Source organism: Arthrobacter sp. DualSoilB13, assembly GCF_055389195.1.
The window spans coordinates 3,196,497-3,218,221 of sequence record NZ_AP035865.1; the positions used below are offsets into that span (position 1 = coordinate 3,196,497).

Annotated in this window: 17 protein-coding genes; 3 read left to right on the forward strand and 14 right to left on the reverse strand. The window is 62.2% G+C overall.

Annotated elements, in window-relative coordinates; genetic code table 11:
* Positions 1–43 precede the first annotated feature (43 nt).
* The 6 genes from ACZ5J0_RS14765 to ACZ5J0_RS14790 form a co-directional block, all read right to left on the reverse strand.
* Positions 44–2,827 carry a S8 family serine peptidase gene (locus tag ACZ5J0_RS14765; RefSeq protein WP_464093376.1) on the reverse strand — a complete coding sequence of 928 codons (2,784 nt, stop codon included), beginning with the start codon at positions 2,825–2,827 and terminating at the stop codon, positions 44–46.
* A gap of 257 nt (positions 2,828–3,084) precedes the next feature.
* The gene (locus ACZ5J0_RS14770) at positions 3,085–4,302 is read right to left on the reverse strand and encodes an MFS transporter (protein ID WP_223940721.1); all 1,218 of its coding nucleotides are present in this window, start codon (positions 4,300–4,302) and stop codon (positions 3,085–3,087) included.
* Between the two features lie 749 nt (positions 4,303–5,051).
* Entirely contained in the window at positions 5,052–6,914 is a 1,863-nt protein-coding gene (locus ACZ5J0_RS14775; RefSeq protein WP_464093377.1) for an LPXTG cell wall anchor domain-containing protein, read from the reverse strand.
* 98 nt (positions 6,915–7,012) lie between these two features.
* On the reverse strand, positions 7,013–8,098 hold the full coding sequence (locus ACZ5J0_RS14780; RefSeq protein WP_464093378.1) for a hypothetical protein: 1,086 nt from the start codon (positions 8,096–8,098) through the stop codon (positions 7,013–7,015).
* A gap of 114 nt (positions 8,099–8,212) precedes the next feature.
* Entirely contained in the window at positions 8,213–9,085 is an 873-nt protein-coding gene (locus ACZ5J0_RS14785; RefSeq protein WP_464093379.1) for an MBL fold metallo-hydrolase, read from the reverse strand.
* Between the two features lie 93 nt (positions 9,086–9,178).
* On the reverse strand, positions 9,179–10,864 hold the full coding sequence (locus ACZ5J0_RS14790) for a polysaccharide pyruvyl transferase family protein (RefSeq protein ID WP_464093380.1): 1,686 nt from the start codon (positions 10,862–10,864) through the stop codon (positions 9,179–9,181).
* Positions 10,865–10,954: 90 nt separating this feature from the next.
* Here ACZ5J0_RS14790 and ACZ5J0_RS14795 point away from each other — a divergent pair, with 90 nt between their 5' ends.
* Positions 10,955–13,918 carry an RCC1 domain-containing protein gene (locus ACZ5J0_RS14795; protein ID WP_464097197.1) on the forward strand — a complete coding sequence of 988 codons (2,964 nt, stop codon included), beginning with the start codon at positions 10,955–10,957 and terminating at the stop codon, positions 13,916–13,918.
* 18 nt (positions 13,919–13,936) lie between these two features.
* On the opposite strand, the gene ACZ5J0_RS14800 is transcribed toward ACZ5J0_RS14795, so the two are convergent.
* Both ACZ5J0_RS14800 and ACZ5J0_RS14805 read right to left on the reverse strand, forming a co-directional pair.
* Complete coding sequence (locus tag ACZ5J0_RS14800; protein ID WP_142938208.1) at positions 13,937–14,149, reverse strand: DUF4177 domain-containing protein; 213 nt, start codon at positions 14,147–14,149, stop codon at positions 13,937–13,939.
* A gap of 72 nt (positions 14,150–14,221) precedes the next feature.
* Complete coding sequence (locus tag ACZ5J0_RS14805) at positions 14,222–14,590, reverse strand: VOC family protein (protein WP_142938207.1); 369 nt, start codon at positions 14,588–14,590, stop codon at positions 14,222–14,224.
* Between the two features lie 62 nt (positions 14,591–14,652).
* Between ACZ5J0_RS14805 and ACZ5J0_RS14810 the strand changes: the two genes are divergently transcribed.
* Both ACZ5J0_RS14810 and ACZ5J0_RS14815 read left to right on the forward strand, forming a co-directional pair.
* Positions 14,653–15,120, forward strand: a complete 468-nt coding sequence (locus ACZ5J0_RS14810; protein ID WP_223940734.1) for a MarR family winged helix-turn-helix transcriptional regulator — start codon at positions 14,653–14,655, stop codon at positions 15,118–15,120.
* Between the two features lie 232 nt (positions 15,121–15,352).
* Positions 15,353–16,141 carry a hypothetical protein gene (locus ACZ5J0_RS14815; RefSeq protein WP_464093381.1) on the forward strand — a complete coding sequence of 263 codons (789 nt, stop codon included), beginning with the start codon at positions 15,353–15,355 and terminating at the stop codon, positions 16,139–16,141.
* A gap of 16 nt (positions 16,142–16,157) precedes the next feature.
* Here the strand turns inward: ACZ5J0_RS14815 and ACZ5J0_RS14820 are convergent, their stop codons facing one another.
* The 6 genes from ACZ5J0_RS14820 to pdhA all read right to left on the reverse strand — a co-directional run bounded on the left by ACZ5J0_RS14820 (position 16,158) and on the right by pdhA (position 21,645).
* Positions 16,158–16,817 carry a maleylpyruvate isomerase family mycothiol-dependent enzyme gene (locus ACZ5J0_RS14820; protein ID WP_464093382.1) on the reverse strand — a complete coding sequence of 220 codons (660 nt, stop codon included), beginning with the start codon at positions 16,815–16,817 and terminating at the stop codon, positions 16,158–16,160.
* A 65-nt stretch (positions 16,818–16,882) separates the two neighbouring features.
* A complete protein-coding gene (locus ACZ5J0_RS14825) occupies positions 16,883–17,164 on the reverse strand; it encodes a winged helix-turn-helix transcriptional regulator (protein ID WP_464093383.1) in 282 nt (93 codons plus the stop codon).
* Positions 17,161–17,565 (reverse strand): VOC family protein, encoded by a 405-nt coding sequence (locus ACZ5J0_RS14830; protein ID WP_464093384.1) that lies wholly within the window; start codon positions 17,563–17,565, stop codon positions 17,161–17,163. Before ACZ5J0_RS14830 ends, ACZ5J0_RS14825 begins: the two co-directional genes overlap by 4 nt.
* A gap of 281 nt (positions 17,566–17,846) precedes the next feature.
* Positions 17,847–19,340 carry a dihydrolipoamide acetyltransferase family protein gene (locus ACZ5J0_RS14835; protein WP_464093385.1) on the reverse strand — a complete coding sequence of 498 codons (1,494 nt, stop codon included), beginning with the start codon at positions 19,338–19,340 and terminating at the stop codon, positions 17,847–17,849.
* 2 nt (positions 19,341–19,342) lie between these two features.
* Positions 19,343–20,431 (reverse strand): alpha-ketoacid dehydrogenase subunit beta, encoded by a 1,089-nt coding sequence (locus tag ACZ5J0_RS14840; RefSeq protein ID WP_464093386.1) that lies wholly within the window; start codon positions 20,429–20,431, stop codon positions 19,343–19,345.
* Positions 20,428–21,645, reverse strand: a complete 1,218-nt coding sequence (gene pdhA / locus ACZ5J0_RS14845; protein ID WP_166841700.1) for a pyruvate dehydrogenase (acetyl-transferring) E1 component subunit alpha — start codon at positions 21,643–21,645, stop codon at positions 20,428–20,430. The genes ACZ5J0_RS14840 and pdhA overlap by 4 nt, the downstream gene beginning before the upstream one ends.
* Between the last annotated feature and the right edge of the window lie 80 nt (positions 21,646–21,725).

The window sequence follows — 21,725 nt, forward strand, 5'->3', positions numbered from 1 at the left end:
AACCGGCCCCGGTTGATTTTCGCTTGTTCCTCTTTATGGTGCGCTAAGGCATCCGGTACAGGAAAGCAGCCATGGCATCACGGTTGATGGGCGCCAGCGGCTGATACGTGCGTGATCCGTATGCATCAGTCCAGCCGGAAGAAATACCGGACTCATACATCCAAGCCATCTCCTTGTAGAACTGCTGACTCGCGCTTACGTCGTTGAAGGGCAGCCACGGAGGGGCCACGTAGTCAGGCTTGTTAGCCAGGCGGTAGAGGAAGGCTGCCATGGCGTCGCGGTTGATGGGTGTCAATGGCTTGTACAAACGCGCACCGTTCTCCGTCCACCCCGACGAAATCCCGGTCTCCGCCAACCACGCCATCTCCTTGTAAAACTGCTGGGTTGTCAGCACGTCTTTGAAGGGCGACTGGACGGGCGGGGTGTACTCTGGCGAGCCAGCCATGCGATATAGGAATGCTGCCATGGCGTCGCGGTTGATCGCCGTCAACGGACGGTAGGTGACGTTCTGATTTACGTCCGTCCAACCCGCGGAGATCTTCCGATCGGCCAACCAGGACATCTCTTTGTAAAACTGTTGCGTTGTCAGAACATCCTTGAAGGGTGAAACCGCTGGAGCGGTGAAGTTTGGCCCCCTCATGCTGAAGTAAGCGGTCCACAGGGCTGGTGCTCCCGTTCGGAGCATGTATCCATCTTCGGCGGTTGCAACAACTCTCACCTGCCCTCTGGCAAGGTGCAATCCCGCGGCTACCGTTACGCCGTCCACCTGGTACTTAACACCCGGAGATGTTGGAATCGTGTACCTATCGTCTTCCATATAAGGGGCTTCGGCGAAGGTAACCGGCAGCGGAGAAACCACCTTGTCCGCCGGCACCACGGCAACAGTCGGCTTACTGCTTAGTGACTGTGTTGTGTAGCCCAGCTTGTCCCCCGTCACTGTGACACTGATGGGCTTACCGGCGTCCCCGTTGACCACTGTGTAGTCCCTGTTCACTGCACCGTCAATGGGAATACCGCCTAGATTCCACTGATAGGAGTGGACCACAGGGGAAGGTTCCCAGGTACCTGTCTCCGCAGTAAGAACACTGCCCACGTAGGCACTGCCGCTGATGGTCGGCTCTAAGGCAGCCAGCGGCCCCGGGCCGATGGGAGCGGTCGGCAAAGACACCGCCGAGGCTGATGCCCCGTCCGCTCGAACCCCGGTTTGAGTAATGGTGATGATGGCACCCAGGTCCTCAGGTGTCAGAGTGTAGGAAAAAGGGTAACCATCGGGAATGGGAACGCCGTTCCGATTCCACTGGTAGTACATTGCTAGCCGTCCGACTGGAACCCATGGGCTCGTATAGGCAGACAGAGTTTCGCCGACTTTCGGCTTGCCTTCAATGGTCGGTTTGCTCGGAACGATGGGAGTCACGTCCATCCATACATCCTTCAAGGCCGCCGCAGCGTTCAGCAATCCCGTACCGCAGACAGCACAGTAGCTCATCAGAGAAATATTGGCGCGAAGTCTCTGTTCCACTTCGAATGGCGTAGCAGATGGCTTCATCACAGTGATCATGGCGGCCACGGCTGAAACGTGTGGCGCCGCCATGGAGGTTCCGGCCTTGATGTAATACTCTTCCCCGGTTGCAACGTCCCGACCATTGTTGAGCGTAGATACCACGCCATCCGTAACCTGGTATCTCATGTCACCTCCCGGGGCTGAAAGATCAACGTTGTTCCCGTAATTGGAGTAATACGCACGTTGCTTTGCGCGGGTACTGGCCGCCACAGTGATGACGTTCCGGCAATTTGCGGGGCTGACATAGGTTGCGTCCATGTTCTCGTTTCCGGCTGCCACCACCACGGACGCGTTGCGTGTCGACGCGAAATCCAGAGCACTCTGGAACGCGGAGGGGCATGCAGCCTCCGCTCCCAGGCTGAGATTGACAACCCGGGCGGGATTGGGATTGACCGGTACGCCAGGAACGTTGCCGCCTACTGCCCATACGATTCCGTCGGTGATGTCCGAGGTGTAACCACCGCACAAACCCAGCACCCTGACTGGCACTACTTTGGCTTTGGGTGCCACACCCGCTATGCCTTTCCCATTTCCGGCAACCGCTGCGATAATGCCGGACACATGCGTTCCGTGCCAGGACGACGGTTCTGCAGGCTCTCCGACACCGCACTGACCGGCGCTGCTGTAGTCGCCCTTGTCGGTGGGGTCCGCATCCCGCCCATTGCCATCACGTGCCACCGCAGCTGTGCTAATCATGTCGTAGCCAGGCAGGATATTGGGGTTTAGATCGCTGTGATCAAGGATGCCGGTGTCGATGACGGCCACCACGGCCCCTTCACCTTGGCTGTAGTCCCATGCCTCCCGGACGTGGATCCCTCCGGGTTCAGCCGAGTGGGCCCACTGGATAGGGTAGTGAGTATCGTTCGGCGCTGCCGAAAACGCACGCATGATGACGTCCGGCTCCGCGTATTCCACGTTCGGATCCGATGCCAGGGCCGCCACAAGCTCTTTGGCTTCATCGGTTCCGAGCCTCCGGTCCGTCTTCACCACGTCTTCACCTGTGGCCGTGGTTCGGACAGCTTGTACAGGAACGCCCACAGCACTGGCGGCATGTCCAAATGATGCCTGGCGATCCGCGGACTTGATGCCGTACCGATCCTTGAATTTCACAATGAACTGGTCCGTTGCAATTACACCGGTCCCGTGGGGCGTGGGTTCAGTTGCGGCACTCGGCGGAGCCGGCACCTCATCCGCTACCGCTGGGAGCGCAGGCAAGCTGGCTCCCACTATCGCGATAATGCCAGCAAGAATTACTTGAGAGCGCATGCGGGCTCTCCGTCGGATCTGCATAAGACAGCGCCCTCTGCTCAAACGCCCCCAAGAGCGCGGAAAAATGGCCGCGAGACTGCGGCCAGCATGAGTTTAGCCACACTTGGGCTTTCCTGCGAATTCCCTGGGAGTCTCCCGGCGCTTCGAGCGAGGCGACCTGACCCTACCTATTGCATACTGCACAAATCCAACTTCTTCAGGTTTCAGATGCATCTGCGGACAGCCAAAAGAGTTTCGAAGCCACCCTCGCAAAGCTAATAATTACGCCGGTGCTTCAGCCGTGGAATTGCGACGGCGAACACCACTGCCGCTGCGAACCCCAGTACGCCTGTGGCCCAGACGCCCGCCGACAACGAGAACGCGGCCGTTAACCCGGACAGCAGCACAGGTCCTCCGGTACCACCCGAGTCAGCCATGAATCGCCAGATGCCCAGGAAGTGGCTCCGCCCGTTGTCCGGCGAGAAGTCGGCGCCGAGCGTCATAATGAGCCCCGAACTGATGCCGTTGCCGAACCCGATGAGCAAAGCAACCAAGAGGAGCGGGACGAATCCGGCCGTGAAGGGAATCAGAATCAGAGCGGTTCCCATGATCAGCGTTGACGGGATGGCCACCCACTGACGTCCCTTCCTGTCCATGAGTTTCCCCGCGGGGTAGAAAACCAACATGTCGATCGCTCCGGACAAGCCGAAGATCAACGACGCATGGGTGGCGTCGAGTCCCAAATGATCCGCCCACAGCGGGATGACCACCTGCCGCGATGCGCGCAATGCGCTCAGCAGGAGGATGCCGAAGCCAACCGTCAGGAACACCCCGGCATGGGAAACTGCGACGCTCCGCAACGTCGACGCCGGGGGCCGGGGACCGCCGTCGGACGTTCCGGGGGCTACCAGATCCGGAATGGTGAGAGACAAAACAGCCGCGGCAAGCATGCCACCAAAGCCCACCCAATAGGCGCCGCTGATCCCGGCGAACTGCATGACGCCGGCGCCCACGAATGGCCCGATGAAGAGGCCGATCCTGGTGACACCGCCCAAGGTTGAGAGTGCACGCGCCCGAAACATGACGGGGACTGCCTCAGTGAGGAACTTTTGCCGTGCGAGGTTGAAGACACTGGCCGACATGCCAACCAGGGTCATGGAGGCGGCCAAGAGCCAGAGCCCATGTTCCATCTGCGGGGCGAACGCCGCCGCGCCGAGGGCAATCGCACCCACAGTTCCCGCTCCGACGATTGACCACCGTTCACCGAATTTCTCGGTGATGATCGACGCCGGAATGTTGAACAGCCACGATCCCAGGCCTATCAGCGTCACGATCAACGCCGATACAGCCACCGAAGCGCCCAGGTCCCGGGCGGAGAGGGCAATGACCGGCAGGACAGCCCCCTCGCCGAGACAGAAGAGCACAGCTGGCCCGAATGCCGGGAGCGCTACACTGCGGAGGCTGAAGTTTTTGTCTGCTTGGGTGGTGGTCATCCCTTTCATCCTATGACCGCCCTCACCGTGGTTGCTTGGAGGGGCTGGCTGGCTCACACTGTTACCGCGCTGCGCATCCTTTGCCGCCGGGCTCTCCACCTCGTGACTCGCACCGTTTTCCGCGCTGCGCACCCCTTGCCGCCCGGCGCTCCCCTTCGCGACTCGCACCGTTTTCCTCGCTGCGCACCCTTTGCCGCCGGGCGCTCCCCTTCGTGGTCAGGGCCGCACCCTTACGCGCCAATCGCGCCAGAGGTTACGGGGGCGATCGGCGCTAACGGTAGCGGTGATCGGTGGTTCTTGGTTCGTGGTCGGTGAATGCTGGTGGTTGGTGGTGGCTGGGGCAGGCCCGTGTGACCGGCTGGCTCGCACCGTTTTCCGCGCTGCGCACCCCTTGCCGCCCGGCGCTCCCCTTCGTGACTCGCACCGTTTTCCTCGCTGCGCACCCTTTGCCGCCCAGCGCTCCCCTTCGTGATCAGGGCCGCACCCTTTCGCGCCAATCGCACCAGAGGCAACGGGGGCGATCGGCGCTAACGGTAGCGACGACACGTTGGTGTGGGTTTACGGGGGCGATCGGCGCTAACGGTAGCGACGACACGTTGGTGTGGGTTTACCGGGGCGGTCGGCGCTAACGGTAGCGACGCAGCGTGGGGGTGCGGGGGTGGGGCGTGCGGGGGGGTGCGCGCAATTGTTGCGGCTCCGGGGTGTCGGAGCCGCAACAACTACACGCGAAGTGAGATTACTTCCTTGGCTTAGCGGCGGCTGGCTGCTGCCTTACGGCGGCCAGCGACTGCGAGCAGGAGCCCCATCAGGAGCATGGCCCCTGCCCAGAGAACCCACTGACCGTTCAGGCCGGTGTTGGCCAAGGTGTTGGCACTTCCGACGGCGGTGTAGGCTGCGGCCGTCCCTGCACCCTTGGCGGCACCCTGCGCCACTACAGCGCTGGCCTGGGTATCGGTACCCGTGCTAACTCCGACACTTGCAGGAGGATTGACCACCGACGGGTTCACAACAGGAGGCTTGACCACCGGAGGGTTCACAACCGGCGGGTTCACAACAGGAGGGTTGACCACCGGAGGGTTCACAACCGGCGGGTTCACAACCGGAGGATTCACCACGGGAGGATTCACCACGGGAGGATTCACCACGGGAGGATTCACCACCGGAGGGTTCACCACAGGAGGATTCACAACCGGAGGGTTCACAGTGGCCGTCGATCCCCCACCAATTCCCACCGAGGTGGAACCGAGGGTTACGGGAGCCGTAATCGGGACGATCAGCTGGGTGCCGGAAAGAATTCCATCGCTGCCGGAGGTGGTGCTGCCGGACGTGGTGCCCGTCGGAGCAGTTCCACCAGTGGTGCCGGTGTTCGAAGCGGAGGAATCACCCAGCAAACCAGCCGAGGTGGAACCCGCGTTGATCGGAGCCGTGATCGGGATGATCAGCTGGGTGCCGGAAAGAACTCCATCGCTGCCGGACGTGGTGCTGCCGGACGTGGTGCCCGACGGAGCAGTTCCACCAGTGGTACCAGTGTTCGTAGCGGAGGAATCACCCAGCAAACCAGCCGAGGTGGAACCGAGGGTTACGGGAGCCGTAATCGGAGCAACAACCTGGGTGCCGGAAAGAACTCCATCGCTGCCGGTGGTGGTGCTGCCGGACGCGGTGCCTGCCGAAGCAGTTCCACCGGTGCCGGTACCCGTGTTCGCGGCAGATGAGTCGCCCAACAAACCAGCGGAGGTGGAACCCACGTTGATCGGCACCGTCACAGGAGCAACAACCTGCGTACCTGAGGCAATGCCTTCTGAACCGGAAGTGGAAGCACCCGAGGTCGAAGCACCCGAAGGAGCCGACGCACCAGAAGAAGCAGCTGAGCCGGAGGTAGCAGAGGAGTCTCCGCCAACACCCACGGCAGTGGCTCCGATGTTAACAGGGACCGAAATCGGAGCCACTACCTGAGCGCCGGATGCGATACTCTCTCCCCCCGACGTGGTTGCCTGCGCCGGTGCTGAGGCTGGGGCCGGAGCCACAGCAGGGGCCGGCGCAGGAGCTGAAGATGTAGCAACGGAGTCGCCAAGTACACCAGCTGAGGTCGAACCCAAGCTGATCGGCACTGTCACCGGTGCCACTACTTGGGTTCCCGAGGCGATACCGTCCGAACCGCTGGTGCTGGCTGCCGGCGTCGGGCTTGTTGCAGCCGCGGGAGCCGCAGGTGCGGCTGGAGCGGCAGGTGTGGCTGAGCTCGTCGCAGTGGAGCCCCCCAGCAGACCCACTGATGACGAGCCCAGGTTTATGGGCACCGTTACCGGAGCAACTATCTGCGTTCCGGAGCCGATGCTGTTGGAACCGTTGGTGGTGGCCGTGGGCGCCGGGCCCGCGCCGGCGGCACTCGAACCTGCAGCAGGTGCCGAGACGGTAGCTGCTGAATCCCCCAATAGTCCAAGTGATGTTCCGCCGAGGCTTATCGGCGCTGTTACGGGTGCAACCACTTGCGTGCCGGAAAGGATTCCGTCTTTGCCGCTGGTGGTGTCAGCGGCGTTTGCCGCTGTGGCGCTGAGGACGATCATGCCCCCTGCAAAGCATGTGCCGATGAGGCACTTGCGTATGGTCGTGTTCATTGTGGTTCTCTCCTGAAGACGTTGTTCCCAAGGGCGTCCGAGTGACGGATCGCCTGAATGACCGTCTGCCGCGAAGAGCTGTGCGGCTGGTGGAGGAACTAGTCAGGAGAGGAGCCGGGGTCGAAGCACACCGGCGTTGGATGTTGTTCGGTGCCGGCCGTTGCCAGGCCGGGAAGAGCGTCGACGGGGATGATCAGGGCGCCCTGCAGGAATGCTGCTGCGGGGCTGGGTGGACCGTTTTGGGAGTTCCCGGAGCCGGCTCCCGTGAGGCTGCCGGGGACTGCTGCGCGGTCGGGAGTCAGGTCCGCAGGCGCGGCGGGATCGTCGGCTGAGGAGGCACCGCCGAGCACCGCCGTGATCCCGGTGGGACCGAAGTTTCGTGCGGGATTCAGCAGCCCTGAAGCGCTGGCGTTCACTCCTGGTCGAGTGACGCGCGGGTCCAGTTTGCCGGTCTCAAGAAGAGTTGTGCCCGTGGAATGTACGACGCCGGTAGTCGCCAAAGTGCCGGCTTCCGCCGCAGCGGGAGCAACAGAAGCGTCGGTTCCCGGCACAGCGGGAGTCTCGGGTGCCGTGACGGGAGGCGCCACCACCGGCGGAACTGCCACAGGCGGAACAGGCGGAGCGACTACTGGCGGAACTACGGCTTCGACGGGCGGCAGCACGGTGCCTACAACACCGTCCACAACGCCGACAATCGGGTCCACAACCGGGGACACTATCTCAGTGACAGGTTCCAGCCGGGCAGGTTCCAAAACCTGGTTCACCGGCGGAACAACTACGTTCACGGTGTGGTCTACGGTGTTAGTGACAGGAGCCACCACCGTGTTCACCACAGTTCCTGCAGTGCCTGACGGGACCACGTTATTGACCACCGGGACGGCTGAAACCACATGATCAACCGTGCCGCCGACGTGTTCCACGAGGGGCGTCACGGCAGGCACGTGGACGTTGATCTGGTTGGTGGGTACCAGTCCCTTGACCACGTTCGGTAGAGGTACGTTCGGCACCGGGATGCTCACCGATGTTGAGGACGTGACAGATCCAAGAAGGGTTTTGTCAGAGGTTCCCGTATCTGCACTTGCGGCCGAAGCGGAAAGTGCCATCCAGATTGCGGTGCCAGCGCCAGCGACCATGACGGAGCGGAGAATGCTGGTAGCACGCGGAAACACGCGTGAACCCGTCATCTCGACACCCCCAGGTAGTCGCGAACCAATGGTCGCCTTCATCCTAGGACGGCATTAAGCGGTTAGTCCATGGTTGGGAGTAAAGAAAATGACAAATTTGTAAGGAAGCTTGTTTTACGAAGGATAAAAACCCGTCTTTTCCGGCCCGAAGTCCGGAGTGCCCGCTGAAGAACGTCCGTGGGCGTTGGTTTCCTGAAGCCTCTTAATGAACCAGCGTGATTGCTCCGGGCCGTACGGCAGCACAGGAATGGCTTTGGTGGCATCGGAGGGCATATCGCGAATGGACTGGGTTGCCTGCCGGACTGCAGTTCCCATGGTGTCAGCCATGGTTTTCACGAACTCATCGCTGGCGGGTTTGCCGTGGCCCGGGACAAGGAACTCGTAGCGGTGGCGCAGGGCAGAGATGTGCCGCAGGGCATCCGCCCATTCCTCCGGGTACGAGTCCTCAAACGAGGGATGCGCGCCCTGTTCCACCAGGTCACCTACGTACAGGGTGGAGTTGGTGCCAACAAGGAGGTCACCGTCAGTGTGTGCCCGGCCCAGGTAGAACAGCGTGGCGGTGATACCGCCAAGGTCAACGAGGACAGGCTGGTCATGGACCAGGGCGTTGGGGACCACGATGTCGACGGCGTCGCCCTCCCCCGCAGCCATCTCGGGTTCGTTGGTGGCTACGAAGCGTCGCTGGTTGTCGGCGTTGCGTTCTATAGCGGCCGCACAGTTGGCGTGCGCCCAAAACTCCGTGACGCCGTCGTCGGCAAATACTGCGTTACCGAAGAAGTGGTCGTAGTGCGCGTGGGTGTTCACCACAACCAGCGGAAGCTGGGTCTTTTCGCGAACTGCAGCGAGGATCTCCCGGCCTTGGCGCGGGCCGCAGCCGGTGTCGATGACCATGGCGAGTTCAGAGCCCACCACAAGCCCGGTGTTGAGTAACGATCCCTCGGTTTCCAAGACGTAGTTGTCCGGTCCAAGTTCTAGCCAAGCTGACAATTCGTGCTCCGTATCCACTGCAATCCGGCGATGTTCAGGCCTCTACTCTACCCACGGAACCCGAGCGGATGCTGGAAGGCTGGCGAACGTTCCTCAGCGTCGGAGCAGCCTGAGCTTTCGGCCGGCCCGCACCAGCAGGGAAGACTTCAGCACCTGAAGCTCATCCTGGAGCTGGTCGCGTTCAGTCTGAAGATGGTCGCGTTCAGACTCCCTGGCGGCAAGCGTTCCGGTGAGGTGATTCAGGTCGTCCCGCAGCCGGTCCCGGTCCGCTTCCACTGCGCCGAGGCTTCCACGGGTGTCTTCCAGAATGTGGGTCAGGCCATAGAGCTCCACCGACTGGTGGCCGATGTGCAGCTCGTTGTTGGCCGTCAGCTTAGCCACGGACGGGTGCTCACCGGAGGCGAGTTCCGGAAGGGCCGGTTCCGGGCTGACAAGAACCGGCGCCTCTGGTCGGGCCCCCTGCAGGGTCTCGACGACGGCGTCCCACCACTCGCGTTGGAACTCGCCTTGGGCGGGGCTCAGTTGCTTCAGATATGAACGGATGTCATTGTTGCTGGCCAGGAACTGGTCTACGAAAGCATCGAATTCCGGAGTGGCCAAGTGGCGGAGGGAACGCATGGTGTGGCCGAGACCCCAGTTTGCAAGTGCCCCACCGATCCGCACCTCACCGTAGTAGTCCACGGCGATACCCAGGCAAGGAACGCCTGCGGACAGTGCGAAGACGATCGGGTGGTACCGGCTCGCCACCACTATCTCGGCCTGCATCGTCAACGACGCAGACTCCTCCGCTGACAGCTGACCGCAGACCATCACGTTCTCCGTGTTCATCCTGCGCCGGATGTCCTGGTGGGTTTCAATGTCGATGTCAGCTTGGCCCGGGTGCGACATGTGGGCGATCATCACAACATCCAGCTTGCCGGCGTCGGCGATTCTGTCCAGCACCTCAGCGATCCGCTGATTGAAGGCATCCTTGTCCATGGCGCCGGTGCCGGGCGCAAAAGTGGCTACCAGGAAAGGTCGGCCCGGTTGGGGCTTGTATGTCACCTGATCCAGTTCGAGGGCGGCCGGAAGGGCGTGGTCCACCTCAAAGAAGCTCGCGTCGTCGAGCGTCAACCCGGCCGGCACGTCGGCGTTCCGCATCAGTTCCCACGAGGTTTGTTCGCGGACACTGGTGAGCGTTGCTGAGCGGAAGAGTTCCACAACCGTGTCATAGTCAGGGCCCGTCAGAACAGGCCCAAGAGTTTGCCCGGAAATGACCAGCGGCTTGCCCAAGGCGTTGGCGATGGCGCCCACCGCTGCCCTTTCGTAGAGCAGCCAGCCGTAGGGGGAAGTCATGTTCCCGCCACCGGCGATTACTACGCCATCGCAACCCTTCATGGTCTCAATGAGTGCATGAACCTGGTCCTCGGCGGGAAGGGCAGACATGTCCCCTTCCAGGATGGCCTTGATCTCGCGCAGGTACCTCTCACGCCGGTGAGGAGGCCACGGGAACTCCAAGGTCTTCACTGACTCGGTGCCAAAAATCCTGGTGCTCTGCTCCGGGTCCCGCGACAACAGCACAATGTCCGTCACTCCCCTGGCGCGCAGTTCGTCCACCACGGCATGGGTCATGGCTTCGTCACCCACGTGATAAACGGGCTGACCAATATCCCCAAGAACTACAACTCGCACGACACTCCGGTGGTTGGACGCAAAAAACAGCTTCCAGCGTACCGGGTTTGTCAGGGCGGGTTGGCTCTTGCGGGTTTGCCGGGAAGACAAGCGAAAAGTCAGCGTCATGATGCTATTTCTGTTGCTTCAACCGTCAGTTATGTCATCTAGTTAGCTGTCTGAGTGTTTTCTGGGTGTCGCCGGTGTGTGGGGGTTGCGGTGTTTCGTCGTGGTGTGGCGTGGTTGGTTGCTGTTGTTGTGGTGGTGGTGCCGGGGTTGTTGGTGGTGCCGTCGGCGGTGGCTGCGGATCCGGTGGTGGAGAACGTGGTGTCGTTCTCGGATGTGCCGGCGGAGTCGCAGTTCGCGACGGAGATTTCGTGGTTGGCCGCGTCGGGTATTTCCACGGGCTGGGACACCGGCGGGGTGCGGCAGTACCGGCCGTTGGAGTCCATTGCCCGGAACGCGATGGCCGCATTCTTGTACCGCCATGCCGGGTCTCCGGCGTTCACACCGCCCACGGTGTCGCCGTTCACGGATGTTCCGGTAGAGGCTGCGTTTTATAAGGAAATCACCTGGCTTGCTTCGGAGGGCATTTCCACGGGCTGGGATGTTGGTTCCGGGGTGCGTGAGTATCGTCCGTTGTCTCCGATAGCCCGTGATGCGATGGCCGCGTTCCTTTACCGGTACGCTGACAAACCAGCGTTCACGGCCCCACCGGTGTCTCCTTTTACGGATGTTCCCGCCGGTGGCGGGTTCTACACGGAGATCACCTGGTTGGCCGGGGCCGGGATTTCCACGGGCTGGGATGCTGGTAACGGGGCGCGTCAGTACCGGCCCTTTGACGGGATCGCCCGTGATGCGATGGCCGCGTTCCTCTACCGGTACGCGGGCCAGAAAACCCCGGCCGACCCGGGAAACCCTGCAGCGGGGACGGTCACGGTGGCCCCGGATGTTGAAGTCCTGGAACCCGCCCAACTCCAAACCGCCCAGGTGTCCACCAACACCATTGCGTTGCCTTCGGATCAGGCCACGGACATCAAACCCAATGACGTACTGGTCTCCGGTGCTACTACCGGCACCCCGGACGGGCTCCTGGTCCGGGTGGTCCAGGTAGTGAGGGACCCGGGCGGAACCACCCTGGTGAAGACCAAACCCGCCACCGTGCCCGAGGCCGTGGTCTCCACGGGAGGTTTGCTCGAAGTGACCGGCACCCCGGTGAGTTCCGAGTTCATCCCCGCGCCCGACGTCGTGGTTGAACCCGACACGGCCTCCACCTCAACCAGAACCACACCGGATATGGCCCGGCCCTACGCGGCGGCAGCTGCGGAGGTGTTCAACAAATCCATGGTCCTGAGCAGGACCGTCAAGGGCGAGTTCGGCAAACCCGACGCGCCCTTGACCGGTGACGGGTCAGTGACCCTGAAGTCCTCCGTCACGGCCAAAGCCACAGCGAAAATGACACTGGAGACCGCCTTCCTGAGCCTGAAGGAAGTCTCCGTGGTCATCACCCCCTCCATCAAAGCCGAACACTCCCTCACGGCCGAGGGATCGTTGAAAGGCCAGGTCACCGCCAAACTGGGCGAACTGAACTCCGCGTTTACATTCATGGCCGGCCCGGTCCCGGTAGTAGTGACCAGCAACGCGACCATGAACGCGAACTTCTCCCTGGACGGAAACGCCGAGGTGGTGTTCTCCTCATCCCAGACCGTCACCAGCAACCACGGCTTCAAATACAACAACGGCTCGTTCAACCTGGTCAACGACAAACCCACCACCGCAGGAATCGAAAACGAATACAAAGCCTCAGCATCCCTGACCGCACGAGCATCCCTGGACTTCGATGCCACCATCAAGCTTTACGGCATCGCCGGGATCACCTTCGGCATCGGCCCCTACGCGACCACCACCATCACCGTGACCGCCGCCAGCGGACAAGACCTCACCTGGACCTGCCCCCTGGAACTCGGCGTCGAAGGCCGACTCGGCGTCCTGGCAGGCATCAAAATACTCGGCTTCGACCTCGGCGAATGGAAAGCCACCGCAACCAACACCTGGCCCCTCTTCACCGCAAACCCCTGCCAAAACACCCCGGTAGTCAAACCGTCCGACCCAGTACAAACCGGCGTCATCGGCATGGCGGCGGGGATTGAGAGCGCCTTCGCTCTGAAAGCTGACGGGACACTGTGGGCATGGGGTTTCAATGCCTCCGGAAATTTGGGGACAGGCTCCGATGCGTATGCCACCTACGTGCCCGCTCAGGTTTTGGGACTTCGGAAGGTCAAAGGTGTCGCAGCATACGGATACAACACCTACGCCCTCAAGAGCGACGGATCCGTGTGGGCCTGGGGGAGCAACTATTACGGCCAGCTTGGCAACTCAAGTGGTGGGCAATATTCATCGGTTCCACTGGAGGTCCAGGGATTGAACAGCGTCAGGAGTATCGCCACTAACGGGAACACAGCCTACGCGTTGCACTCCGACGGCACTGTTTGGGCATGGGGTAACAACACCAAAGGCCAGCAAGGGCAAGGCCACACTCTGGGGACAGGAAGTACACCCCTTCAGGTGCAAGGTCTCACGGATGTCACCAAAATCTCGGGCGGCGGAAATTCGGGTTACGCCCTAAAAAGCGACGGTACAGTGTGGGCTTGGGGTTACAACGGGGAGGGCCAGCTAGGCAACGGAACAACCGCCAACTCCTTGGTACCGGTCAGGGTTTCGGGCTTGGACGGAGTGCGGGACATTGTGGGCACCAGCTATGGCGCCCTTGCCCTTCGCAACGATGGAACCGTCTGGGCTTGGGGTCACAACGGGCTTGGCCTGTTGGCAAACGGAACATACCAGGGATATAGCGATGTTCCCGTTCAGATCCCCGGGCTAAGTGGCATGGAAAGCATAGGGGCTAACACTAATAGCGCCTTCGCTTCCAACGGTGCAGATGAGTTTTGGGCCTGGGGGTACAACTATTCAGGGGAGCTGGGAGATGGCACCCGAAACAACGCAACCGCACCGGTTCGCGTGCAGCAGCTAAACGGTGTCCAGTTTGTCACTGGAGGCCTCTACACGTCCTATGCCCTAACCGGCGACGGAAGACTCTGGTCTTGGGGAGAGAACGGTCTGGGACAACTAGGAAACGGCACAACTGCAGACTCTTACGTTCCGCAGGAAGTTCCGGCCTTCTGATCCGGCATGCATGGAGCCCTAGCCGACGCGCTCAAACACCATGGTCGCCTGTATGCGATCGCCGCCGCCGATCATGCCCTTGCTTCCGCTGCTGGCGGTGGTGATGGTGTGGAGCCTGTAACCCTTAGCGGCTTGATCGTTGATGGCCTTTTCCAGGGAAGGCAGGTTGCCCGAACCGGCGCCCCACATTTTTTCTTTCAGGATCACCTGGAGAACCACGTATTGCTGCATTTGCGCCACTTCCTTCGGTTGCTGGACGGTTGCGTGCAAGGCTACTCGACGCCGGTGGGGAACCTTTGGGTTTCAGGCGCGGTCGTGAAGCGTCACGTGGTAGCCGTCGGGATCGGCGAACGTGAATGTGCGTCCGAAGGGACCGTCCATGGGTGCGGCGACGATGGTGTGGCCGTCGGCCAGGAGCGAGTCATGGATAGCCTGGACATCCGTGGCGTGCAGCCAGATTGCGGCGCCGACGCCCGGCTGATCAACGGACGTCAGGTCCGTCCCCGGAGCGATGGTGCGGAGTGCGAAGGTGATCGGCTTCGTGTCGAACACGACGGCGTGGGGCGGCCCTGCTTGCGAGCGGACAAGGCCGAGGTACTGCTCGTAGAACGCTTGAGACGCGTCGAGGTCGCGCGCTTGGAGTGAGATGAAGTCGGGGCCGGTGACGGGCATGTGATGCTCCTATGATTTTTTGTCAGTTATCTGACACGAGGAATCTATGTCAGAATACTGACATGAGTCAACCCGGGATCGACCTCACCACGTCACTGGGATATCTACTGAAGGAAGCGTCGAGTGCCCTTCGCGCCTCCATGGAAGCAGCGCTGCGGCCACTTGGCATGACCATTACCCATTACTCTTGCTTGGAACTCCTGGCGCAGCGCCCGGGCTTATCTAACTCCGAGCTGGCCCGCGGCGCGTTCGTCACCCGACAATCCATGAATGTACTGCTCCAAGCCTTGGAACGCGACGGCTACGTGACCCGCCCTGCGGAGGCCCGAGTAGGAAAAGTCCTTCCTGCGCAGCTGACTCCGCTGGGTCGGAGCAGCCTTTCGACGGCGAGCGCTGCGGTCCGCGAGGTGGAAAACAGGATGCTAGCTGGCATGACGCACGACGAACAAAAGGCCGCATTCAAGGCGTTGCGAAGCATGATCCATTCATTGGGCGACGACGCACTGGATGGCACCCATGAGAATCAGTAGGACCATCCAGCCGGGGCCGGGACCTGCGGTTGGTAGTAGCCACACCACTGATTTCAGTGGGCTCCTGTCATTTTCATGGGGTTGCCTGCGTCGTAACTGATCTCCTAACAACCCTTATTGTCATGGGTTGTGTGCCGGAGGAGACTTGAGCCGAGGGCATCCCATCTGGGGCCGCCCGCGAGGCCACTGAGCTGCGGGGCCTCGCAGTACCCCAAAGCGGCTTGGTGGATCGGTGAGCCCCATGACACCCCTGGATCTGGCTACTCAAAGACGGCGCTATCTCTTACCTTTGCTGGTTATCGCACTCATTGGATGCCTCGGAGGGTGTGACTCCAAGCCCGACGACGCCTCCCTCCCGTCCCCAAGTTCTTCGACGACGGAGGCCCGCACGGCCCCGGCACAGACTGAAGGTGGCGCCCCCCAAACAGTCCCACTGCTGCCGGAGAGTGGCAACCTCGACGCCGGAACCTACCGGGTCCTCGTCAAGGGCTTCTCGGCGCCTTTCGAGATCACAGTCCCAGCCGGCTGGTCGACTGACGAGGGCGATGCTGTGGCCAAAGACGACCCTAATCACCCGGATGAATGGGGCGTTTTCGTGGGTTGGTGGCCCTCCGACTATGTACCGACCGACGCATGCGCCTGGGAGGGCGCGCTCGTCAAGGTCGATCCGTCGGTTAAGAGCTTCGTCGACGCATTGACGGCGCAGACGTCAACGGCGAGCACCCCTCCCGTCAAGGTCAAAGTGGGTGATTACTCCGGCTTCGAGTTCGACCATTTCGTCAAGGGCGGCGTGGACATCACAGGCTGCGATCGCGACAAGTTCTGCATCCACTCTGGATTCTCAAACGAATGCACACGCTGGTACTCGAGCGCCGCTGAGCGCGAAACCTACCGGGTGGTGGACGTGAACGGCAAGCGCGCTGTGAGCTGGGTGGTGCAATTCCACGAATCGCTCGATCCGGAGCTGATGAGAGAGGCACGCGCCGTTTTCGACTCGATGGTGTTCGGGCCCAGTAACTGAACGGGCGGCTGGGGAACTAGGCGGATCTCGCGGCCGAGATGTCCAGGCGTGAGCGAAGAGTAGGAACGCCGGGACCCTTGAGGTCCTCAAGGTAGGGATGACGTCCGGCCATCGCCATCACCAGGGCGAGGGTCGTACCAGTAACCAGCGGTCCTGTACCTGAAGAGAAGGGACCGTCACTCGCCTCCAGCCGCAGGTCGGCGGCGTGCGTGCGGCTGGCGACCGCAAAGTCCCGGCGGGCGTAGAACTCCGCGACGGGCGTCAAAGCGTCAATGCTCGGAGTGCGTGGAAGTCCCAGGGGCCGACGGATGTCCTGGGCATGCACCACTACCTCCCCCAGATACGCCGGTATATCGGAGGACGGTGCGATACTGCTGTGAATGACGAAGCGAAACCGGTCCAAAGTCTTAGCCGGGGTGCTACCACGGTGCTCCTCAAGCCTGCGCTGGTTATGCACGTCGGGGCGGAAACGCGCACCGAGCATGCTGCGCAGCCACTGCCACTGGTTAAGGCTCGCCGCTGCCGTGAGATGTGCGACTACTTTCTCCACATCCCACTGCCCGCACAGGGTCTTGTGACGCCACTGTTCCACACTAAGGCCCATCAAGTCCTCCATCAGCGCTTCGCGCTCAGCGTGAACCAGGGCCCAAAGATGGCCGTCCGAAAGTTTCCCCATAACTTCCTGCTTCCTCCACATGAGTGTGGTGGGTTCAATCCCACGCTCGCTTCTTATAGACGCATTCAAGCACAGCATCCGCCCCAGCGTTCCAGCGCGACGATCGCCTCGCGCAAGGCGAGCCCTTTATCGGTCAGCGCGTAGGCCCGGGTGTTATGCCGGAGCGGCAATCGGGACAGTACACCGGCGGCTTCGAGCTCGCGCAGTCGGGTCGCGAGGATGTTGGTCGGTACCCCGAGGTCGCGGTGCAGATCGCCGTAACGCTGTGGCCCGTCGAGCAGCCGCTCCACGATAAGCAATGCCCACCGTGGTCCGACGATGTCGAGGGCCGCGGCAAGGTTGCTCACGCGGTCGGCTGGGCGTCCGGCTTCATCCAAAACGGTGAGTAGTGGTAGCCGTCAGGGTCATCGAATTGGCGCTGGTACATGAAGGGGTAGTCATCGGTGTCACCTATCCGGCCACCAGCGGCACTGGCGCGTTCGATGAGTTCGTCCACCGCCTCTCGGCTGTCGAGATCGAATGAAACTGTGACCTTCGAGGGGGTTTCGGGTCCACCCACCAACTCCTCGACGCCACCGACACTCGCGTACATCTCACGGCTACCGAGCATGACGTACTGCTCGGGGGCGATCGCGAAGCATGACACGTTGTGATCGGACATCTCAGTGTTGAGGGTCCAGCCGAGGGCGTTATAGAAAGCTGTCGCGCGCTCGACGTCTTCGACCGGGCATGTGATAAAGAGGCTCATGCGGCCCATACTTGCAAAATGCAAGTGCCGCGTCAAGACCTTGCTGGTTGTGATGACTCTGGGGTGCTTTGGGAGCCGATTCGGCCCTACTGGCGGGCTACCCGGAATGGGCGGCCCGCCAGTGGTCCTATACGCGCAGGGATGTGAGAGAACGTTCGGCTCAAACCCCCGGAACTGATAGAGCGTCCGGCTCAAACCCCCGGGAACTGATAGAGCGTTCGGCTCAAACCCTCGGGATGTGAGAGAGGGATCCCGAATTGGGGATCGGATGTGAGAGAGGGTTACATGTCCGCGAGCGCGCCGCCCGGGTTCTCGATTGCGTCGGCCACGTACCGGAGGAAGCCTGCCGCGGTTTCGCCGTCGCACACGCGGTGGTCGAAGGCGAGGGTCAGTTCGGTGACCTTGCGGACGGCCAGCTCACCGTTGACCACCCAGGGCTTGTCGATGATGCGGCCCACGCCCAGCATCGCGACCTCGGGATAGTTGATGATCGCGGCCGAGCCGTCTACACCGAACACACCGTAGTTGTTCAGCGTGAAGGTGCCGGAGCCCAGTTCCGTGGGGGTTGCCTTTCCGTCACGCGCGACGGCGGTGAGTCGGCGGATCTCTGCGTCCAGTTCGCGGGCACTCAGCTCGTGAGCGTTCCGGACAGAAGGAACCACGAGCCCGCGGTCGGTCTGCGCGGCGAAGCCGAGGTTGATCCCGTCGAACCCAACGATCTCCTGCGAGCCATCCGAAGCGGTTTCAAAGCGCGTGTTCAAGGCCGGATACTTTTTTAACCCAGCCGTGACAAAACGGGCGATGAAAGCCAACAAGCCAGGGGTGTCGTGCGGCGCGCGCTTCTTAAGTTCGGCACGCATCTCCAACAGGGCGGTCGCGTCCACGTCCACCCACACGGTGGCTTCGGGGATCTCCGAGCGGCTGCGGGTCATGTTGGCGGCCACGGCCTTGCGGACCCCACGGACAGGCGTCCGAGCCGAGACTGACAAACCAGTCCGGCTGTCCACGGCACCCGCATCAATAGAAGCAATAGCAGGAGCGGCAACAGGGGCGGCCACCGGAGCAGGAGCAGCAACAGGCACAGAAGGCGCAGTGATAGCCGCCTCCACATCCCGCCGCATGATCAGCCCACTGGAACCAGAGCCCTCAATGGCGTCGAGGGAAACCCCGTTATCGCGCGCCATTTTCCGGACGAGCGGCGAGATCACAGCACTGAGCTTGCCAGGGATCCGCGTCCCGGCCACGGAAGGCTCCATCAAGGGCACAGCAGCAGGCTCAACTGAAGGCTCAACAGCTGAAGAAGCAACAGAAACACTCGCCTTCCGCGGTCGGGTCCGCCCACCGGTCACTCCTCCGGGCGTTCCGTACCCAATGAGCACGTTGCCAGATCCGGCCTTCTCCTCGGTCCGGTACGTCTCGGCGGCAGCTTCCGCGGCCGGCGAAGCGTCAAGACCTGAGGACACCGGCGCAGGATCAACAGAACCAGCCGGAACAGGAGCCGCGGCAGCGGGCGAAGCCGCAGAAGAACCAGCGCGAGCGATCGAGATCAGCGGCTTGCCGACGTCGAGCGTTTGACCCGCTTCACCGTGCAGCTCGGCCACGGTGCCGGCGTAAGGCGAGGGCACCTCAACCATGGACTTGGCGGTCTCGACCTCGGCGATGGGCTGGTCAACCACAATCTCGTCGCCCACGGCAACGAGCCAGTTCACCAGTTCGGCCTCGGTGAGGCCCTCCCCAAGATCGGGCAGTTTGAAGACCTGCATATCTGAGCTCATGGTCAGTCCTCCCATTGAAGGTCGTCGACGGCGTCGAGGATACGGTCGACGCTTGGCAGGTAGTAGTGCTCCAGCTTGGGAGACGGGAACGGGACATCGAAGCCGGTGACGCGGAGTACCGGAGCGGCTAGGTAGTGGAACACGCGTTCCTGGACGCGGGCAACGATCTCGGAGGACACGGAGGCGAATCCGTGGGCTTCGGCGATCACGACGGCGCGTCCCGTCTTGCGTACGGACGCGCAGACGGTTTCGTCGTCGAAGGGGACGAGGGTTCGGACATCGATGACTTCGAGTGAGCGGCCCTCTTTGGCGGCGGCAGCTGCAGCGGCGAGCGCGGTGGGAACGGAGGGGCCGTAGGCGATGAGTGTTGCGTCTGTGCCGGGACGGGCAACAGCTGCGCGGCCCTCGGTGGAGGTTCCGGCGTCGTGCTCTGCTCGCAAGGCACCCAGGTCAACCTGGTCCTTGGACCAGTAGAGCTTCTTGGGTTCCATGAACATGACGGGGTCGTCGGAGTCGATTGCTTCGCGGAGCATGCGGTAGCCGTCGGCCACGGTGGCTGGGGTGTAGACCTTCAGGCCGGCGGTGTGGGCGTAGTAGGACTCGGAGGAGTCGCAGTGGTGCTCCACTCCCCCGATGCCGCCGGCGTAGGGAACACGGATGACCATGGGCATTTTGAGTTTGCCCTTGGTGCGGTTGTGCATTTTGGCTACGTGGCTGACGATCTGCTCAAAGGCCGGGTAGGCAAAGGCATCGAACTGCATTTCGATCACGGGGCGCATGCCGTTGATTGCCATACCTACGGCCATGCCGACGATGCCGGATTCTGCCAACGGGGTGTCGAAGCAGCGTTGTTCGCCGAATTCGGCCATGAGGCCGTCGGTGATGCGGAAAACGCCGCCCAGCATTCCGACGTCTTCGCCGAAGACCAGGACTGAGGAGTCTGCCCGCATGGCGTCGGCCATGGCGGTGTTCAGCGCTTTGGCCATGGTGAGGCTCTGCGGGCCGGTGGCTTCGGCGGTGGCCGCGGCGGAAGCGGCGGCGCTGGCGGTGGCTGCGCTGACGTTGCCGTTAACGGTGGTTGTGACGGTCATTTTGCGCTCTCCGTTCCGGTATTTTCGGCGCTTTCAGCGCGGGCGAGTTCGCTGGCCAGCAGCTCTGACTGTTCTTTCAGCTGCGGCGTTTGCTTATCGAAGACGTACTTGAAGAGGTCCAGCGGCTGGACGGGAACGTCCTCGCCCAGGCCTTCACGCAGCTGGGTGGCCACGGCTTCAGCATGCGAGGCGATACGCTCCGAAGCGGCGGCGTCCAAGAGTCCCTTGTCCGTCAGGTAGGACTTCATGCGTGCCAGCGGATCCTTGGCCTGCCATTCGGCAACTTCGCTGTCCGGGCGGTAGCGGGTGGCGTCGTCGGCGTTGGTGTGGGCCTGCATTCGGTAGGTGTGGGCTTCGATCAGGAGCGGGCCGGAGCCTTCGCGGGCCAGCTTCACGGCCCGGTCCATCACGGCGAGCAGTGCCACGAGGTCGTTGCCGTCAACGCGCTCACCGGCCATGCCGTAGCCAACAGCCTTGTGGGCCAGCGACGGAGCCACGGACTGGTGGCTGAGCGGCACGGAGATGGCGTACTTGTTGTTCTGCACGAAGAAGATGACGGGCAGGTGGAAGACGGCGGCGAAGTTCAGTGCCTCGTGGAAGTCGCCTTCGCTGGTGGCGCCGTCGCCGCACATGGCCATCACTACGGTGTTTTCGCCGCGGAGCTTGGCAGCGTGAGCGACGCCGACGGCGTGGAGCAGCTGGGTGGTCAGCGGGGTGCATTGGATGCCGACGTTGTGCGCGCTGGGGTCGTACCCGCCGTGCCAGTCGCCACGGAAGATGGTCATCACCTCAACGGGATCCACCCCGCGGGTCATGACGGCGACGGCGTCACGGTAGGTGGGGAACAGCCAGTCGCCTTCGCTCAGGCACATGGCGGCTGCAACCTGGCAAGCTTCCTGGCCGTGGCTTGAGGGGTAGACGGCCATGCGGCCCTGCCGGACCAGCGCAGAGTTCTGATCATTGACGCGGCGTCCGACGACGAGCTGCTCGTACGCGGCCATAAGTTCAGCATCGCTGGGTGTGGGGTATTCGTGGCCGGGTTCGGTGCCTTGCTCGTCATGGGAGCGGAGGGTGCCGTCCGGGTTCACCATTTGGATCTGGTGCCGGGCGGGGAGCATGTAGTCCTCAACGCTGATGCCGAATTTTGTCCGAACGTCAGCAGCTTGGTCCTCTACCGCCGTTTCCGGCGCAGAGTGATCTGCGTGGATCGTCATTGGTCCGTCCTTCTTTAGCCACTATGTGCTTCCAGTATGTTCCCCGGGCTTGTTTCGTATCCAGCTTTCGGCCAAATCAT

Excerpts from the sequence above, each read along its gene's own strand:
- ACZ5J0_RS14765 (WP_464093376.1), bottom strand. The coding sequence starts at position 2,827 with ATGCGCTCTCAAGTAATTCTTGCTGGCATTATCGCGATAGTGGGAGCC.
- ACZ5J0_RS14770 (WP_223940721.1), bottom strand. The coding sequence starts at position 4,302 with ATGACCACCACCCAAGCAGACAAAAACTTCAGCCTCCGCAGTGTAGCG.
- ACZ5J0_RS14775 (WP_464093377.1), bottom strand. The coding sequence starts at position 6,914 with ATGAACACGACCATACGCAAGTGCCTCATCGGCACATGCTTTGCAGGG.
- ACZ5J0_RS14780 (WP_464093378.1), bottom strand. The coding sequence starts at position 8,098 with ATGACGGGTTCACGCGTGTTTCCGCGTGCTACCAGCATTCTCCGCTCC.
- ACZ5J0_RS14790 (WP_464093380.1), bottom strand. The coding sequence starts at position 10,864 with ATGACGCTGACTTTTCGCTTGTCTTCCCGGCAAACCCGCAAGAGCCAA.
- ACZ5J0_RS14800 (WP_142938208.1), bottom strand. The coding sequence starts at position 14,149 with ATGCAGCAATACGTGGTTCTCCAGGTGATCCTGAAAGAAAAAATGTGG.
- ACZ5J0_RS14805 (WP_142938207.1), bottom strand. The coding sequence starts at position 14,590 with ATGCCCGTCACCGGCCCCGACTTCATCTCACTCCAAGCGCGCGACCTC.
- ACZ5J0_RS14810 (WP_223940734.1), top strand. The coding sequence starts at position 14,653 with ATGAGTCAACCCGGGATCGACCTCACCACGTCACTGGGATATCTACTG.
- ACZ5J0_RS14820 (WP_464093382.1), bottom strand. The coding sequence starts at position 16,817 with ATGGGGAAACTTTCGGACGGCCATCTTTGGGCCCTGGTTCACGCTGAG.
- ACZ5J0_RS14830 (WP_464093384.1), bottom strand. The coding sequence starts at position 17,565 with ATGAGCCTCTTTATCACATGCCCGGTCGAAGACGTCGAGCGCGCGACA.
- ACZ5J0_RS14835 (WP_464093385.1), bottom strand. The coding sequence starts at position 19,340 with ATGAGCTCAGATATGCAGGTCTTCAAACTGCCCGATCTTGGGGAGGGC.
- ACZ5J0_RS14840 (WP_464093386.1), bottom strand. The coding sequence starts at position 20,431 with ATGACCGTCACAACCACCGTTAACGGCAACGTCAGCGCAGCCACCGCC.
- pdhA (WP_166841700.1), bottom strand. The coding sequence starts at position 21,645 with ATGACGATCCACGCAGATCACTCTGCGCCGGAAACGGCGGTAGAGGAC.